The organism is Ignavibacteriota bacterium (assembly GCA_019637995.1).
Taxonomy (GTDB): Bacteria; Bacteroidota; Ignavibacteria; order Kapaibacteriales; family UBA2268; genus JANJTB01.
On sequence record JAHBUQ010000002.1, the window covers coordinates 700,717 to 718,520 of the forward strand.

General features: G+C 35.9%; 13 protein-coding genes. 9 read left to right on the top strand and 4 right to left on the bottom strand.

The annotated features are described in order from the left end of the window. Positions 1–190 precede the first annotated feature (190 nt). Positions 191–3,343 (bottom strand): DUF2723 domain-containing protein, encoded by a 3,153-nt coding sequence (locus tag KF896_08895; protein ID MBX3043821.1) that lies wholly within the window; start codon positions 3,341–3,343, stop codon positions 191–193. A gap of 315 nt (positions 3,344–3,658) precedes the next feature. Between KF896_08895 and KF896_08900 the strand changes: the two genes are divergently transcribed. The 9 genes from KF896_08900 (at position 3,659) to KF896_08940 (ending at position 11,313) form a co-directional block, all read left to right on the top strand. Continuing rightward, positions 3,659–3,901, top strand: a complete 243-nt coding sequence (locus tag KF896_08900) for an AtpZ/AtpI family protein (GenBank protein ID MBX3043822.1) — start codon at positions 3,659–3,661, stop codon at positions 3,899–3,901. Between the two features lie 325 nt (positions 3,902–4,226). Continuing rightward, complete coding sequence (atpB, locus tag KF896_08905; protein MBX3043823.1) at positions 4,227–5,294, top strand: F0F1 ATP synthase subunit A; 1,068 nt, start codon at positions 4,227–4,229, stop codon at positions 5,292–5,294. Positions 5,295–5,360: 66 nt separating this feature from the next. After that, positions 5,361–5,588, top strand: coding sequence for an ATP synthase F0 subunit C (gene atpE / locus KF896_08910; protein ID MBX3043824.1), 228 nt, complete (start codon positions 5,361–5,363; stop codon positions 5,586–5,588). A 128-nt stretch (positions 5,589–5,716) separates the two neighbouring features. After that, a complete protein-coding gene (atpF, locus tag KF896_08915; protein ID MBX3043825.1) occupies positions 5,717–6,211 on the top strand; it encodes a F0F1 ATP synthase subunit B in 495 nt (164 codons plus the stop codon). Between the two features lie 8 nt (positions 6,212–6,219). After that, complete coding sequence (gene atpH, locus KF896_08920; protein ID MBX3043826.1) at positions 6,220–6,768, top strand: ATP synthase F1 subunit delta; 549 nt, start codon at positions 6,220–6,222, stop codon at positions 6,766–6,768. Between the two features lie 43 nt (positions 6,769–6,811). After that, on the top strand, positions 6,812–8,368 hold the full coding sequence (gene atpA, locus KF896_08925) for a F0F1 ATP synthase subunit alpha (protein MBX3043827.1): 1,557 nt from the start codon (positions 6,812–6,814) through the stop codon (positions 8,366–8,368). Positions 8,369–8,370: 2 nt separating this feature from the next. After that, entirely contained in the window at positions 8,371–9,336 is a 966-nt protein-coding gene (rfaD, locus tag KF896_08930) for an ADP-glyceromanno-heptose 6-epimerase (GenBank protein ID MBX3043828.1), read from the top strand. Positions 9,337–9,353: 17 nt separating this feature from the next. Continuing rightward, positions 9,354–10,259, top strand: coding sequence for an ATP synthase F1 subunit gamma (atpG, locus tag KF896_08935; protein ID MBX3043829.1), 906 nt, complete (start codon positions 9,354–9,356; stop codon positions 10,257–10,259). Between the two features lie 37 nt (positions 10,260–10,296). Then, positions 10,297–11,313 carry a glycosyltransferase gene (locus KF896_08940; protein MBX3043830.1) on the top strand — a complete coding sequence of 339 codons (1,017 nt, stop codon included), beginning with the start codon at positions 10,297–10,299 and terminating at the stop codon, positions 11,311–11,313. Positions 11,314–11,459: 146 nt separating this feature from the next. Here KF896_08940 and KF896_08945 read toward each other — a convergent pair whose 3' ends face one another. From KF896_08945 to KF896_08955, 3 genes are all read right to left on the bottom strand, one after another. Next, positions 11,460–12,560, bottom strand: a complete 1,101-nt coding sequence (locus tag KF896_08945) for a PorV/PorQ family protein (GenBank protein ID MBX3043831.1) — start codon at positions 12,558–12,560, stop codon at positions 11,460–11,462. Positions 12,561–12,614: 54 nt separating this feature from the next. Then, complete coding sequence (gene porU, locus KF896_08950; GenBank protein ID MBX3043832.1) at positions 12,615–16,640, bottom strand: type IX secretion system sortase PorU; 4,026 nt, start codon at positions 16,638–16,640, stop codon at positions 12,615–12,617. A 192-nt stretch (positions 16,641–16,832) separates the two neighbouring features. Then, entirely contained in the window at positions 16,833–17,804 is a 972-nt protein-coding gene (locus tag KF896_08955; GenBank protein MBX3043833.1) for a tetratricopeptide repeat protein, read from the bottom strand.

The window sequence follows — 17,804 nt, forward strand, 5'->3', positions numbered from 1 at the left end:
TATTGAGTTTTTGATAGTAAGAAAATCACTTTTTTTGTTTTAATTATTGTAATAATTACGCTTTAATAAAAATTTGTCATATAGAGCGAAGCCGAAGCAATATTTTTAAAATCTTCAGCCCCGCTCAAATTGACAATTGTATCAATGATACACATCAAAAAAACAAGTAAGAATTCAAGTTAATGAAGATCTAATTCGACATATACTCTTCCAAAAATGCAGTCGGAATATTAGCAACATCACCTTGAGTCATCTCTGTAATTCTCATTCTGAGAGCATTAAGAATTCGGTCTTTGTAAGGAAGATTAGAATTTTCGTAAACTTTCATAAAATCCAAAGCTTGCTTTAATGCAGCTTCTTTTCCGTCTTTGAGCTCGGTTTCAGTGATTTTATAGTCCAAAATCAAACCTTCGATATCACCCAATCTGGTATTTAAAGCTTGACCTTCCTGAGTATTAGCTTGAGTCATTGAAAGAATCTGCAAAGAGTAATTTTTCAGTTTTTCAAGGACATCAATAGCGCCCTTGTAATCTTCTTTGATTTCATAAAGGTAGGCTGCAATTGTATAAGGACCGATTCTACGTCCGATAGCTTCGTAATAGCCGTATTCGGGAGCAATATTATTATTGCTTATTAACTCCTCGCATGTTTTGATACCCATCGAAGCATATAATTGGGCTTTTTCTTTGTCGCCGGCTTCATTATAGAGTTGAGCAATTCGGTATTCCCAGTCAAAAGACAGCGGGAATTGTGAATAAGAAATATACTCGCCCATTTTGTCCAACACTTCGACAGCTTTTTGTTTATCCTGCTTATTTCGAATTAAGTGATTTGCATACATCATATATAAACTTCTGTACGAACTCATAAGTCTTCTGCCAACTTCATCATAGTAAACGTCAGGATTATTCAGATTTCTGAATTTGAAGCCGTATCTTGGAGTAGTGCTGTAATAATCAGTATTATCAACATCTGTCATCAGACATTTTTCCATAATTTCTTCATCTACGACTTCGACGCGATTACCGATTTGCTGAACAGGACAAATTCTCATAGCCATACCCTCATATCTGAAGAATGATTCAAGTCCGGCATAGGCATCAGGACCTACTGTATTTGAGAAATAAACAGGTCTTTCAAATCTAATTTGTTTTAGTATATCCAGAACTAATTTATCCTGAACTCTAATCAAATAAATCGGTTTATTTTCTTGTTTTGTGTATTCTTTTCCCGTGAAAGTAAATCTCATATTTCCATCAGCAAGAATTTGCGGGTCATCAGTGTATTTTTCAAGGATTTCTCTTCTAACCGGAATGACAACATTCTGTGCTTCGCCGAAATCGTAAGTAAGTGACCTTTCGTCACTTTCGTCAAATTTCTGAAGACTATCATCAGAGAATGAAAGTGGAAGCTTTTCAGCGCCCCAAGGTTGGCGGTTCTTAAGCTGGTCAACATACCATAAAGTATTACCCAAACTTAAGTTAGCGACTCTGACATCACGTCTTACACCGGCAACATCCTGTATCCACCAGAGTGGGAATGTATCATTATCTCCGTTGGTAAAAATGATAGCATTTTCTTCACAGCTTTGCAAAATATTGTAAGCGTAGTCAAATGGCAGATAATTTCCTGCACGGCTGTGAATTTTCCAGCCTCCGATTGCCATATTAAGCGGAACAAGTAAAAATGAGCCTGCAAATACACCCATTGCCAAGGCTGAACTTATTTTCTTTTTACCAAACCATTCAACAAGACTAAATGAGCCAAGTCCAATCCAAATCGCCCAAACCATAAAAGAACCGGCATAGAAATAATCACGCTCTCTTGGCTGAGGGTCCTGCTGATTCTGCTGAATTGCCGCCAGAACACCCATAACAAGGAACATAGCAAGATATGCAAGAGCCATTTTCGGGTCACGGTAGAAATGAAATACAAATCCAAACAAACCGAAAAGCAATGGCAATGCGAAAAATCGAACAGGGAACTGGTCAGCATAGCCGGATTTGTAATTCAGAACTTCATTGTCAGGTGGAACTGAAAACCATGCAACACCTGCATCCTGTACATCGCTAGTCCTTCCGATGAAATTCCAGCCGAAATATCTGAAATACATGTGATTTATCTGATATTTCATAAGGTAATTTATCTCACCCGATGAATTTATTTTGGTGAATTCCTGAGCCCCGACATAAGTGCCATCCTTGCGGCGGACTTCTGTGCGTGTAGGCGGATACCATTCACCGTATATATAATTTCCGTTTTGATCTTTGGATACATAATTTTGTATAAAATAATCTTCTGTTTGATATCTGCGGGGCCAGGTCGGAGCATTTCCATATTGTTCACGACCAAGATATGAAGCCAATTTGGAGAAATTCTTAGGCTCGTTTTCATTCATTGGTGGATTTGCATTTGAGCGAAGAAGTATCTGAGTATAAGTTGTATAACCCAGAATAACCAGAATAAATGCTCCTGTTGCTAAACTAAGTATATTTCTCTTCTTTTGGATTCCGTACCAAAAGCCAAAGGCAGATAACAATATAGAGCCAATTGCTATAATTTGAAGGAAGGAAGAATTCTCAACTGCGTACTCTCTTGTCATAGCATGTCTATCAGCAGTATGTCCTGCCAGGAATGCAGGTATCCATTTTACTACTACAGGATATATGAAAAAGAATATAAATATTGCAATTATGCCCATAATAATAAATGAGCGCCACGAAAATTCATATTTTCTAAAATAAACTACAAGAACTATAGAAAAAACAGTCAAAATTGAAAGCAAATGAACACCTGTTGAAAGACCGATTAAATAAGCAATCAATAAAAGGTATCTTTCGTGACCGGGCAGGTCTGCTTTTTCATTCCATTTCATCATAAGCCAGACAATCAGAGCTACGAATGTAAGCGAAGTAGCATAAACTTCTGACTCAACACTATTGAACCACATTGTATCGCTGAAAGTAAGTGCTGCAGCAGCAATAAATCCGGAAGTATAAATGCTGAGTGCCTCTCCCGTATTTTTTGGCAAACCTCTGAAGTTTTCAAGGACTTTCACTGTGATAAGATATGCAAACAGGACACTGAATGCACCCGAGAATGCAGCTGCAAGGTTGACCCTCCAACCTAAATCTCCAAACGGTATAATAATCTGAAACACCTTACCAATCATAAGGAAAAGCGGGGCGCCAGGAGGATGAGGCACCTGCTGCCAGGTTGCTGCTGAAGTAAATTCACCACAATCCCAAAATGGAACCGAGGGCTGTACTGTCATTATATAAACAACTGCCGCTAAAAGGAATGACAGAGTACCGAATACTCTATGCAAGGTTTTGTTATCCATAAATAATTCCGAAATTTATCAATTAAAATTTATTTTCTGTTTTTGTAATAAAATAATCTGTTAAAATAAGAATATTTTAGCAAATAATAAAGAAATAACGACTATTTGATAAATGAATTGGAACTGTAGTATGGTTTTTTAGTTATTTCCAGTTTAGCTTTGTTTAATACTTCTTTTGATTTTCAGGAATATCTGCAAATAAACATAATAATGTTAATCAAATCAACATAAACAGTTTATTTTTCATATTACTTTTGTTTATAAACTAAAAAACAGTTATTTTTGTAATTCAGTTTTTTGAAAAAAGAAAATAATATGCCGGAAAAAGACAAAGATAATGACAAAAGGCATAGTTTAATCAGAGAAGGCGCTCAGTATTTATCAATAGGTACAGAAACTTTTCTTCCGATTTTACTTGGCGCATTAGCCGGTTATTATCTGCTTGACAAGCGACTTGATACAAGTCCTACATGGACAGTAATACTTACACTTGCAGGATTTGTGATTGGTATGTACAGCCTTTTTAGAACAGTATTGAAAGTAAATAAGAAGAAATAATTTGGAAATTCCTTCGATACTCACGGCATTATTGATGAATTTGTTAAATCTCGCTTTTTCATTATTTTACATCAAGCGAATTTTTAACAAAAATTGGCAGGATTTTGTTAAGCGCTTTTATTCAATGATGATTATAAGATTTGTGATAGTGCTTTTAATGTTCTTTTTATTGCTAAAATATGCGAATTTTAGTGAATTATATTTATCACTTACTTTTTTTCTTTCATATTTTGCAGTACTGATTTTTGAAATAATATACTTAAACAAACGTTATAGCAATTTAATTTTTAAGCAACCTAAGAAATAAAATTATCAAGGAAAGCAAATGGCTTCTAATGACTCTATTGAAAGTCAATTGATAGCGAAAGCAGACGGTTACCAAAATATTGACAAGTCAGACTTACAGGCTCCGGCAGCCACTGACCACTCAGCACACACCGACGGTGGGGACCGTGGTGAAATTTTTATGCAGTTACTTGGAAAATTATCCGATCATGATGCATTTTATTTTGGTGCTTACAAAGTTTTCGATCTCCCCAAAATTTACTATGATGAAGGCTTGGATGTTTATCTTAATACAAATGCAGCTGTTGCTTCAGGTAAATATACCGTTACAGAGCATCACGGGCACAAGCAAATAGTAAAATCTGCGACAGGGCAGCCTCCTGCAATGGATTTTTCTATTACAAATTTTGTATTGTTCCAGTGGTTTGCAATTTTTATCTGTGCCTTTATATTCAAAATTGTATCTAACAAATACAAGAAGAATCCAGGCAAAGCACCTAAAGGTTTTCAAAATGCTATTGAAACAATGGTATTATATGTTCGCGATGAAATTGTACGACCTAATATTCCTTCAAGGAAAGCGGCTGACTTTCTTCTTCCTTACTTTTTGTCGCTTTTCTTTTTCATACTAACTATGAACTTAGTCGGATTGATTCCGGGCGCTCACACTCCTACGGGAGCAATAGCAGTAACTGCAACACTTGCACTAACAGCATTCATAGTTATAAATATTACAGCTATGAGAGTATCCGGTGTAGGTGCATGGTTTCATCATTTACTTGGCGGAGCTCCATGGTGGCTTGCATTTATAATGGTGCCGATTGAAATTATTGGTCTTTTAGTTAAGCCTTTTGCACTCACGATTCGTCTTTTTGCGAATATGACCGCAGGGCACGTCATACTTTTATCATTGCTCGGCGTACTCTTTTTCTTTAATTCCGTAGCATTATCACCTGCAATAACAGCCTTCTCTCTCTTTATATACGCTTTAGAGCTTTTGGTTGCATTTATTCAGGCATATTTATTTACGATTTTGACAGCAATATTCGTAGGTCTTGCAATTGGTTCGCATGGCGACCATGAACATGCCCACGAACACGCACATTAATGATTTTGCAATTTAATAATTCAGATATTTTTAACTTTATTTTCGTATTAATTGGAGTATTTAATAATGGACGCAACTGCATTAGCATTCTTAGCCGCCGGTTTAGGTGCCGGTTTTACAGTATTTGGAGCCGGTATGGGTATCGGCAGATTAGCATCAGCTGCTCTTGAAGCAAGTGGCCGTCAGCCGGAAGCTGCAGGCGATATTAGAACAACTATGATTATCGCAGCCGCCCTCATCGAAGGTGTAGCGATGTTTGCCGCAGTTATCTGCTTGTTATTGGCTATTAAGTAATTTTTGGATAAAGGGGACTGAAAAAGTTTTTCGGAACGGACATATTTATATGTCCTAAATCTTCGCAGTAATTTATTAGTTCTATTCGGTCCCTTATTTTTAAACAAGTATTATAATTTAGGAAGCAAATGGATTCGATTCTGAATATACCTCATGGGTTAATGTTCTGGACGATTATCAATTTTGGTGTATTTCTTTTTCTTGTTGTGAAGTTTGGCGGTAAAGCAATTGTCAAGGCAATCAATCAGAGAGAAGAAAGTATCCAGAATTCAATTGATGCCGCCAGAGAAGCAGAGAAATCTGCGCGTGAGCTTTTTGCTCAAAGTCAGGCACAATTCGATAATGCTCAGCAACAAATCAATGAAATGCTCATTAAGGGGCGCGAGCAGTCTGAAATGCAATTAAGACGTGCCGCTGAAGAAGCTGAAAAAGTTAAAAAGGCAAAAGTTGAAGATGCTCTCAAAGAAATCGAAAGAAGTAAAGAACAGGCTCTTAAGCAATTAAGAACTGAAGTTGCTGATATGGTGATTATTGCTACTGAAAAAATTCTCAGCGACAAACTTGATAAAGATAAAGATTTTCAATTAGTAGAAAATTATATTTCGCAGTTAAATAAAAACTAAGTATATTCATGACTGAGCAACGCGTTTCACTTAGATATGCCAAAGCCGTTTACGAAACAGCTCTGGCAGCAGGTACTCTTGATACTGTATATAATGATTTTATTGCCATTGGGAAGGTTTTAAATCAATCCCAACTGCTTCGGACTATGCTAAAAAGTCCGGTAATCAAGACCTGGAAGAAAAAAAATGTATTTAAGGAATTGTTCAGTAATATGATTAGTGAACTGTCCTTTAATTTCATTCAATTAATTGCTGATAAAGAAAGAGAGTTTTTATTAAAGGATATAATAGCCTCTTTTGATAAGCTTTATCTGGCAAAGATGAACATAATCAAAGCTGATATTGTTACTTCAAGAGAAGTTGACGAAACCTTGAGAACAAAAATACTGACTGAATTAAGTCGCAGACTTGAAAAAACTGTGATTCCGACATTCAAGGTTGACGAAAGTATCATAGGTGGCATAATGATTAGAGTTGAAGATTGGGTTTATGATGCATCGGTGCAGAACCAACTTGCAAAACTAAGAAATCAGCTAATTGAAGGTAAATTAATTTAAATTATTTAGATAATTAAAAAACAAAAATTATATAAGGTAGTTAATAATGGCAGATGTACGTCCGGAAGAAATATCAGCGATTCTTCGCCGCCAGCTTACAGGCTTCGAGAATGAAGCTGACATATATGAGGTAGGAACCGTACTACAGATTGGTGACGGTGTTGCCCGTGTATATGGCTTGACTAAAGTAATGGCATCGGAACTTGTAGAGTTTCAAAATGGTGTTTTCGGGATGGTTTTGAACCTTGAAGAAGACAATGTTGGTGTTATTCTTTTTGGAGATGACAGCCTTGTTAAAGAAGGCGATATTGTTAGAAGAACTAATCGTGTAGCATCAGTTCCGGTTGGCAAGGAATTGCTTGGCAGAGTTGTAAATCCGCTTGGTATTCCGATTGACGGAAAAGGTGCTATTGATACCCAACAATTTTTACCAATTGAGCGCAAAGCACCCGGCGTAATTTTCCGTCAGCCGGTAAAGGAACCACTTCAGACCGGTATCAAGGCAATTGATGCTTTGATTCCTATTGGTCGCGGTCAGCGAGAGCTTATAATTGGTGACAGACAGACAGGCAAGACTGTAGTTGCTCTTGATACAATTATCAATCAGAAATATACTCATACTGAAGAAGCAAAAGCAAGAGGGATTAATCCCGTTTATTGTATTTACGTAGCAGTTGGACAAAAAGGCTCAACCGTTGCTAACGTAGTATCATATCTCGAAGAATTTGGAGCTATGGATTATACAATAATTGTTGCTGCTAACGCTTCAGACCCTGCGCCACTTCAATTTATTGCTCCATATTGCGGTGCCTCGATGGGAGAATATTTCCGTGATAACGGTATGCACTCATTAATTGTATATGATGACTTGTCAAAGCAAGCTGCAGCATATCGTCAGGTTTCACTATTGCTTAGAAGACCGCCCGGACGCGAAGCTTATCCCGGCGATATTTTCTATTTGCACTCAAGACTTCTCGAAAGAGCAGCTAAATATTCAGATGATAAGGGAGGCGGCTCAATGACTGCACTTCCTGTTATCGAAACACAAGCCGGTGACGTATCTGCATACATCCCAACAAACGTAATTTCTATTACTGACGGGCAGATATATCTTGAGCCAAACCTCTTTAATGCTGGCGTTCGTCCGGCATTGAACGTTGGTATTTCGGTATCTCGTGTGGGTGGCTCGGCACAGATTAAAGCTATGAAGAAAATTGCCGGTCCGCTTAAACTCGAACTTGCTATGTTCCGTGAGCTTGAAGCGTTTTCAAAGTTCGGCTCTGATTTGGATAAATCTACACAGGCTAAACTGAAACGCGGTGCTTTACTTACTGAAATTCTTAAGCAACAGCAGTTTTCACCAATACCTGTTGATAAACAGATTGTGCTTATTTATGCTGCTACAAATGGTTTTCTTGATGAAATTCCATTGGATGACATTCACAGATTTGAAAAAGAATATTTCGAATTTCTTGATAATTTACATTCAGATGTTCTTAATGATATTAAGGATAAAAAGGAAATTACTAAAGAAAACAATACAAAGCTTACAGAAGCAATAACAAGTTTTGTTGCAAATTTCAAAAAATCAATAGCTTAATTATGATTGTTCTGACTGGTGGTGCCGGTTTTATAGGCTCATGTTTTCTAAAAACTCTTAACGACAAGGGCATCTCAGATGTCCTTGTCGTTGACCGTTTAGGTAATGGTACAAAGTGGAAAAATCTGACAGGCAAAAAGTTTGAGCGGTTTGAAAATAAAGTTGTTTTTAGAGAAAATCTCAAAAATGGAAAATACGACGGTCAGATTACTGCTGTTTTTCATTTTGGAGCTTGTTCATCTACTACTGAAACTGATAATGACTATCTGATTGATAATAATTATCAGTATTCAATTGATTTAGCGGAATTTTGCCTTAGAAATAGTGTTAAGTTTATTTATGCAAGTTCTGCTGCTACTTATGGCAATGGTGATAATGGTTACAGTGATGAAACTTATGACGAGCTTAAACCATTGAATGGCTATGGCTTCTCCAAGCAGCTCTTTGATTTGTGGGTTATTCAAAATGGTTACGATAAAATATTTACAGGTCTTAAATTCTTTAATGTTTTTGGCCCGAATGAATACCACAAAGGTGATATGGCGAGTATGATTTATAAATCATACAATCAGATTAAATCCATAGGTATGGTCAGACTGTTTAAATCCAACACTTCTGAATATTCTGATGGAAGCCAAATGCGTGATTTTATTTATGTAAAAGATGCCTGTGAAGTGATCTGGCAACTTTACACTAAAGGTATTCAGGGCGGTATTTTGAATCTCGGCACCGGCAAATCAAGGTCTTGGAATGATTTGGCTAATGCTGTTTTCATGGCTTTAAATCTAAATTCTAACATTGAGTACATTAATATGCCTGAAAATTTGACAAATCAGTATCAGAATTTTACTGAAGCAGAAATGAAAAAATTGAAAGTTTTGGGTTTGGATTTCAATTTTGCAAGTCTTGAAGACTCTGTAAATGATTACGTTACTAACTATTTATCAAAAAATTATTTAGTTTATTAGTTCTTCGGAAAATTAAAATGGCTACTTTAAGAGATATAAGAAACAGAATTAAAGGCGTAAAAAATACTGCTAAGATTACATCTGCGATGAAGATGGTATCAACAGCTAAACTTAAACGTGCACAAAATGCTATCGAATCAGCACGCCCTTATTTCGAGAAACTTGATATGATACTATCAAATGTTTCCTCCACATTGGGAAGTGATTATACAAATCCTCTTCTCAGACAATCTGATGATGTAAAAAATATTCTCCTTATTGTGGTGACATCCGATAGAGGTCTTTGCGGCTCTTTCAATACGAATTTGCTGAAAGAAGCAGTCCATTTACTTAATAACCAGTTCCCAAAGGATTATCCAAGTTCGCAAACAAAAGTGATTGCAATTGGAAAAAAGGCTGTGTCATTCTTTAAAAAAAGGCACTATTTCGTAGCAGCGGAATTTCAGGGAATTTTCTCAGAGCTGAATTTTACTATTGCACAAGAAATTGTAAATGCTTATGAATCTGATTTTATTGAAGCAAAATATGATAAAATTATGATCCTCGGAAATGAATTTATTACTGTCATGAAGCAAGAGCCAAGATTACGTAATATTCTGCCTATAGTTTCAGGTGAATCTATAACAATTGGTAAGCAAAAGAAAGAAGAAAAAACGACGGCTGATTATATTTTTGAGCCTGATAAAAAAGCTATATTAGATGACTTACTCCCAAAACTTGTAAATATCAAAATATGGCGGTCAATTCTCGAATCCAATGCAGCTGAACAGGCAGCAAGACGATTTGCTATGGATAACGCCACTAGAAATGCAAAAGAGCTTATTTCTATGCTTGAATTACAGTACAATAAAGCCCGTCAGGCTTCTATTACTACCGAAATGCTCGAAATCGTCGGCGGTGCTGAAGCTCTCAGAGCTCACTGATGATACGGATAAGTGACGGCAATGCAGGATTATTTTAATGAAAAAAAAGGTAAAATTATATTTTACTGATTTTTGGGCTACTTTTGATATTTATGATAATTACTTTGTCAATATATTGAAAGACCATTTCGATGTTGATATTGATGCCCAAAATCCTGATTTCCTCTTTTATTCAAATTTTGGTATAGAATATCAAAATTATAATTGTATTAGAATATATTTCACAGGTGAAAACTGCCGTCCAGATTTTAATCATTGCGACTGGGCTTTTTCATTTGATTATTCAGACGACAACCGCAATTACCGACTTCCGCTTTATGCACTTTTTGCAGATATGAATGAGCTTTTAAAACCAAAAGAAACCTATAAAATCCTGAATGAAAAATCAGAATTTTGTAACTTCATTTATTCTAATCCGGGTCCCGAAAAGCGAAAACTAATTTTTGATAAGCTTTCAAATTATAAAAAAATTCATTCTGCAGGCAGGTATCTAAATAATATCGGTGGACCTATTGGTGGATTTGAAAAGGAAAAACGTGAGTATATCCGAAAATTCAAATTTACTTTTGCTTTCGAGAATAGCTCATATCCCGGATATACAACAGAAAAAATCCTCGACCCGCTGCTTTGTGGAAGCATACCAATATATTGGGGAAATCCATTAGTAGCTAAGGATTTCAACCCGAAAAGTTTTATAAATTATCATGATTATAACAGCGACGAGGAATTTATAGAGGCAATAATTAAGTATGATAATGATGATGATTTATACCGCCAAATGATTTCCGAGCCACCTTTTGAAAATAATCTTATAAATAAATTTGTTGATAAGCAAAATGTTTCTAATAGATTAAAATATATTCTTGAGCAGAATATTGTGCCAGTTTCATCAAAATCTTCAGCTTTTTCAAAAAATATTCTTATATCTTCTGCATGGAGGTTGTCATCTAATATTCGCTACAGAGCCGGCAAGCTTACCAACAAGATTAAAATATTCTCTCTTGACCGTCTAAAAGTGAAATGGCTTAAGTTTAGAGAAAATTCAAAGTTTTAGAGCGCAGGATAAATCAAGTTGCAATCCAAAAATAAAAGTATATTAAAAAACCACACCTAAAAGGATGTGGTTTTTAAAATTTCTGCTGAGTTGTATGGACAAATCTCTTAATTCTCAACTATCAAATATTTTCAGAAACTACCTTATTAATTGAAATCAATAAGCAGTGAGAACCTCATGGTATTGGCAAGCGGGTGATTTTCTTCAATTGTGTTAATGAAGCTGAAATCAAGACTGAAAATATCATACCTTACGCCTGCACCGAAATTCCAGTAATGACGGTTGCCAAGTACAGCCGGCTCAGTAAAATATCCAGCTCTTAGAGCTACAACCCTTTCGTACCAGTATTCTAAACCAAATGACCATTCTGCGCCGGGATTTTCCCATGCTGTTACAAGTGAAAGTGGCAAAGCGTCTGAGCCTAATGAGTCACGCTTAACAAGTAATTTGCCAAAGTCAACTGCCATCTTCAAATCATTAAACTCATCTTTGTACAAATTGAATGCTGTTCCAAGTCTGAGTGTGGTCGGCAGTGGGTCAGACTCGCGAATATATGTCACCTTTGGACCTACATTTTTAAGATTCAATCCTAATGATAATCTGTCCTTAATTCCTAGGAATTCAATATCTGTTGGTTTCCACAAAACACCAAGGTCAAATGAAGCACTTATACCTGTACCGGCTTCGCCACCTGTTTGAGCAGATGTCGGAGTTAAATTTGAATGGATATATCTGAGTTGAAATCCTACACCTAAGTCAGGTGCTACAATAGTTCCATAGGATAGACCCACAGAAAATTCATTTGAAATAAATTTTCCAAGAACCTGTCCGTTATCAGCTGTACGGGTAAATTCGCCCAAGTTCATGAAAATAAAGTTAAAAGCGACTGTACCGTCCAATTCTTCAAAAAATCTTCCTACAGTAGCGTAGCTGTAATATAGATCTGCATTAAACTGTGGTAACCAAGGAGAGAAAGCAAGAGCTACCTGAGTATAAGGCTGCTCTTCACGAGTTGCTGTTGCAGGGAAATAGTCCAAAAAGGCAAGACCGCCTGTATTCCAATAAATCGCATTAATATCATCGGCAACTGCAGTCCCGGTTTCTCCCATTCCGCTTGCCCTCGCATCAGGCGATATGAGCAAAAACGGCACAGCTGAACCGCCGGCTTGTGCGTGCATTGCTGCCGGTAAAAAGAATCCTGTTGCTACTATAGCTGTCATTATTGCCGCTTTAAGATATAACTTCATTATGTTAAAACCTCCAGATCATCAATATTGGTTTATAATTTTATATTTTACTTTTTAATTAGCTATTTTAATTAGTTTGCCACGCCCGAGAGTTAAACCGGAATCATGGATAATTCTGACGTTTACAAGATAAATACCATCGGCAATTCTATTGCCGCCACTATCTTTTCCATCCCAGAATATTTCTGATGTATGCAAACTGTTTAAAGTATTTTCTATATTTCGTATTAAGACGCCATTAATTGTATAAATCTCTAAATTTACATCATAAGGCGCCACTGCGTTATGTCTGAATACAATATTCGTGCCATCAGTGAAAGGATTTGGATAATTATATATGTTTTCTACCAAACCACCGTTATTTTCAGGTATTACAAAGAAAACTTCAGCTATAGAAAAGTTATTAAACACATCCCAGGCGCGAACACGAATTTTATGTTTTCCGGGACTTAATCCAAACAAAATATCTTCAACTGTTCCTCTTCGTGAATCTGTAAGAGAAGAACTGAATTTATCGGTAAGGTCAATAGATACAGGTGAGTCATCAATCCATGCCTCTATTCTGTGTCCAATACCAAGTCCTGTTGTATTTATACCGGACTCATCGAACAAATCTACAATCAATCGCGGATTGACTGTTACAACATCGCCTGATTTGAATTTTCTTCCATCAAGGTATATCGAAATATCAGGAGGAATTGTATCTAAAATATCAACATCCGAAAATCCGTTTATCATAATATTATGATAACTTCCGCTCGCATATCTGCCATCATTTGAGGCGGAATACATAAAAAGTCTTCCTAATGAATCGCTAAAACTAATATCTTTAGGGATGATAAATTCAGCTTCAAACTCTCCATTTTGAACAATATAAGAGCTACGGTTAAGACTACCACCGAGTTTTCTGTAAACAAACATTGAACGAGGTACACCTTGATGATATTCCTGAACCCGCATCACAACATCTCCGTCACGAAGAGTCACAACCACAGTACCATTATATGAATTATCAATTTCATTTGTTCCAGGCTTGCTTACATATCCTTTAACTGTTACTTTTGACAAGGCTTCAAGGTTTAATATTTGCCCACCCAATTCTTGCTGATTAACTGAAGATATATTCACTTTGTATTCAGGCATAAGAAGAGTCATTGTAGGGTCGCCTAAAAGGAAGAATTTTCTGTCATTTGTGAAATAGAAAGTCTGCTTAACAGCATTTATAACTTCTCCGAGTGTAGGGAATTTTCCTGTTTCAGGATTACGACTCATCAATCTGTTATAGAATGCATAAGTAAGTCTTGCATTGTCATCACTGTAAACAATTCGTGAAGCCGAAAAAACACCAATTGCAGCACCATTCCGGCTAATAAACATCTCTTCTGCACCGCTTCGAACATTTGGGTCGTCAAATCTAGCATAATCGCAAGTTGCGGCTGTAAGGAAAAAGAGTTTATCAATGTTTCGCATTTGAGGTATTGTTATATCGCGGTCTAAGATTCTCTCATGAGCCCATACTCTCGGATTTCCATGACCAATCCAGTTTAATATCAGACCGCCGGTTGTATTGATTCTTGTGAGCATCTCTTCAGTAACAGCAGGTTTTGCGCGTCCGCTTCCGACATAAATTGTCGGATATTCTACAAGATAGATTTTTTCGAATTGCAAATCGGGGTTGTTCCTGCTTACAAAATTTGTCTGTAAATTCTCAGACTGACCACTGTGTGTTGAACCATCATATTTTGTCCCTTCCGATGGTCCGTCGTCAGCTATATAAATCATATTTGTACGCCAGATATCATCAGATTGAGATGTTTCATAATGAATGATTTTGTCTGCTACCCAATTGCCTGTTTCAGGATTGTCAATTGTTACACGCCCGAAATTAATATCTACCAGCAAATCATCGCCATCAATCAAAGCATAAAAATCATCTGTGGCATAGCCCTCATGAATGTCATTGAATTCACTTATATCATTTCTGTATGTTTGATAGGCAGGTATATAGTTAACCTGATTTGTAGCAATATTTCTGAAGTCATAATGACCATCACCCCAAATAACAAGGTATTTCGGCTTGGTTTCCCAGCGATTATAAATATTTATCAGGAAATCACGTAAAGCTGTAGGGTCAGGAATAGAGGATGAAAATTCATTATATATATGATCCGTTCGATATACTTCAACTTTCTTACCGCTTTGATTAGCCCTGTAATTCTTGAATTTAATTGCAGATTCCAAGAGTAGCGGATGTGTGATAACAACAATTTCTGCGTTGTCATTATTATCTCTGAGATTTGCAATTTCAATAGTTTCTACAGCAGGTTTTCTTAAGTTGGATGAGATAAAAAATCTGCTGAATTTTATCATACTCAAATTGTAACAGAATGAGTAAATACTACCTGTTACAGATTTATTTGTAAGTAGTTTAGGATTTTTTTCATCAGAAACATCAAATCCGAATATTTCGCCGGAAAATCCGTTAATGTTAAATTCTGCAATTCCGTGCATATCAGGATCAGGAATAAACCTGATTTGGTTATTAACGGCAAAAAATCTTCTTGGATAGGACATTTCGTAATAATCGAAATAACCAACTGCTGTTACCTGTGAATTTTGATATTGAAATCGTATTATGCTTCTATTGTCACCGGCAATCTGGCTTGCTGGAATTTTAACATTCAAGAAATTACGAACAGATGATACATATGGGTCGCTACGGTCACTATTCAATGAAAGTATTCCTATTTGCTGATTATTCTCAAAAATCGTGAAAGAACCTACGCTGCTTGCTCTGTGCGCCATTGCAAACTTGTATGAAATTTCTCCGCCCCTTTCGAGGTCGTGAAGCATTACAGGTGACATTGGTGAAGAAAAGAAACTCCTTCCGAACCAGTCTCTGCCTCCACCAAGATTGTGTGCATTTACGATGTCTTCATCTACAAATACTCTCTCGATGTAGTTAGTAGGTTTAAATAAAATTTCTCCATCAGGATTTGGGATTCCTTCTGCACGCTTGCCATTTGTGCCACCCCAGGTAATGAGATAGTAATTTTTATCGCTGTAGAAATTTTTGTAATGGCTGAATTCCCCATTTCTTCTTTCGAATCCATTTGTGCTATTCGCATAGAAAATTACGGACTCAAGCGAACCATCATTTCGAGTTCTGACAATTATCTCCTGCTCATCCATTTGATTATTCAAGCCGGCACTGACTAATTCACTTAGTGGCTTTCCACCTTTTCCAAATATCTTGATTGTTCTTGCGGCTTCTGCTGTTGCCGGTATTCCGATTGATTGTAAATCAGAAGCATCAAGCCTGTAAACACCTTCATCTGCAATAGTAATTCTGCCCCACTTACCGTTTGATAGTTCAGAAATTGCGATTTGTTTATCACTAAGAAATTCATAAGTATCTAATCTTTTTCTGTCTTTATCAGCTGACCAGAATTTTCCCTGAGCATAATTAATAGTTGACAATGCAGAAAAATCATTATAATTATTGATTATGTTAGCTTGAGATATATCAAAGTCAATTTTAATTACTATTGTATCAATAATTTTCAGGCTTTTTTCAGCTTTATTATATTTTACAGGATGGATTGTAAGACCTGAAATATGCTGACCTCTTGATATACCTGCATAATCAAGATTGACCTCATTAGTTGCCATGATCTGAAATTCATCAAAAAGTTCAGACAGGTTTCGGTTATTATCTACTAAATATTTGGGTAGAGGTGATAACCTGATATTTTGGAATTCTCTTTCAATCTTATGAATAATGCTGTAGGAATATGCATTGGGAGCAGGTACAATCAAATTTACAGGTGATAAAAATACAGGAAAATAATTGCCGGGTTCAAATTGCATCCGAGAGTTTTCAATTTCAGGTGCGTGAAATTCATTCCCATCAATATCGGTAATAATTCCAAAATCGGTAAAATTTGAAATGAATTGGATTGTAATTGAGTTGTTTGTTTGCTGCAATACTTCGAATCCGTTGAAAGATTCTGAATATATCAGTCGGGGGTTAAGAATAAACCCCGAAAGTAATATCAACAATAAAATTATATATCGCATAATTCACCAATTTTGATAAAAATTATTCTTATATAACAAATAAGAATGTAAAAAGTTACTAATATTTTTGCCAAAACAAACAAAAAAGTAAATTAATTGCGATATAAATATGTCCTTATTAATTATTTGAATACTACTTCAAAGTAAATAAACGTATCAAATGAAATATATTATTTATTATTGCAAAAAATTTTAAATTAATTTTTTATTTATATTAGCAATAATTTTGTCGAATTGTTTTTTCTTTTCAGGGTATTTTTTGGATAGCTCCTTATAAGCAACTTTAGCTTCTTCGTAAGCACCTTGTTTAACAAGTATATCCGCAATAGTTTCGGTTACAATTACAGATGTTTTTTTTCTGTCGCCTTTATGGTGACTATCCGGTTTGATAGGATTAGCGTGGCTTAAACTTGAAATAAGCGATATATACTGAGATTGCTTACTGATAATTTTATAAATGTCGGCGTTAATTCTTTTTTTTCTATTTGTGAAAAGTGATTGAAGCCTTGAGTTTTGGAATCTGTGAAGTCCGGGAATCAAGTCAATATTAGAAGCAGAAATGGTTGATTTACTATTTAATCCGGCAAATTTTTCAGGCTGATAGTCCAAGTCTGAATCAGCAATGTTTATTGTTTCATCACTTGCAATCTCAAAATTTGAAGAATCTAAAATCGTATCATCATTATTTGCCACAGAATCGAAATTATCAGATAATTCAACTTCAATATTATCTTCCAAATTTAAAATGTCCTCTGAATCAAACGAATATTTTTCATCATCATCTTCTGGTGAATCTGAAAGCACATAGTCTTTTTGAATATCAGCAACATCACTATTCAAAATAACCGCAGGATTAACAAATTCGGAGTTAGATGTAAAATTATCCTCAATAAAAACATCTTCAAGTTTTGCATCCTCTTCGACAGATTTATGGATTATCTCATAGCTTGGCGCAAGAATTTGATATTGTGAATCATCAATGATTTGAAGGGCAATATTTTTTTCGCCTAAAGCTTTATGAGCTTTTGCCAATACAGACAAAGCTGCTGCATAGCCCGGATATATTTCAAGTCCTTTGTTGCAGAGTTCTATAGCATCCTCAGGTAAATCGGCAAGAAGCAGCTGTTCAGCTTCCACGGCAAACATAAGGGAAATATCACTCAT

Excerpts from the sequence above, each read along its gene's own strand:
- KF896_08895 (MBX3043821.1), bottom strand. The coding sequence starts at position 3,343 with ATGGATAACAAAACCTTGCATAGAGTATTCGGTACTCTGTCATTCCTT.
- KF896_08900 (MBX3043822.1), top strand. The coding sequence starts at position 3,659 with ATGCCGGAAAAAGACAAAGATAATGACAAAAGGCATAGTTTAATCAGA.
- atpB (MBX3043823.1), top strand. The coding sequence starts at position 4,227 with ATGGCTTCTAATGACTCTATTGAAAGTCAATTGATAGCGAAAGCAGAC.
- atpE (MBX3043824.1), top strand. The coding sequence starts at position 5,361 with ATGGACGCAACTGCATTAGCATTCTTAGCCGCCGGTTTAGGTGCCGGT.
- atpF (MBX3043825.1), top strand. The coding sequence starts at position 5,717 with ATGGATTCGATTCTGAATATACCTCATGGGTTAATGTTCTGGACGATT.
- atpH (MBX3043826.1), top strand. The coding sequence starts at position 6,220 with ATGACTGAGCAACGCGTTTCACTTAGATATGCCAAAGCCGTTTACGAA.
- rfaD (MBX3043828.1), top strand. The coding sequence starts at position 8,371 with ATGATTGTTCTGACTGGTGGTGCCGGTTTTATAGGCTCATGTTTTCTA.
- atpG (MBX3043829.1), top strand. The coding sequence starts at position 9,354 with ATGGCTACTTTAAGAGATATAAGAAACAGAATTAAAGGCGTAAAAAAT.
- KF896_08940 (MBX3043830.1), top strand. The coding sequence starts at position 10,297 with ATGAAAAAAAAGGTAAAATTATATTTTACTGATTTTTGGGCTACTTTT.
- KF896_08945 (MBX3043831.1), bottom strand. The coding sequence starts at position 12,560 with ATGAAGTTATATCTTAAAGCGGCAATAATGACAGCTATAGTAGCAACA.
- porU (MBX3043832.1), bottom strand. The coding sequence starts at position 16,640 with ATGCGATATATAATTTTATTGTTGATATTACTTTCGGGGTTTATTCTT.
- KF896_08955 (MBX3043833.1), bottom strand. The coding sequence starts at position 17,804 with ATGAGTGATATTTCCCTTATGTTTGCCGTGGAAGCTGAACAGCTGCTT.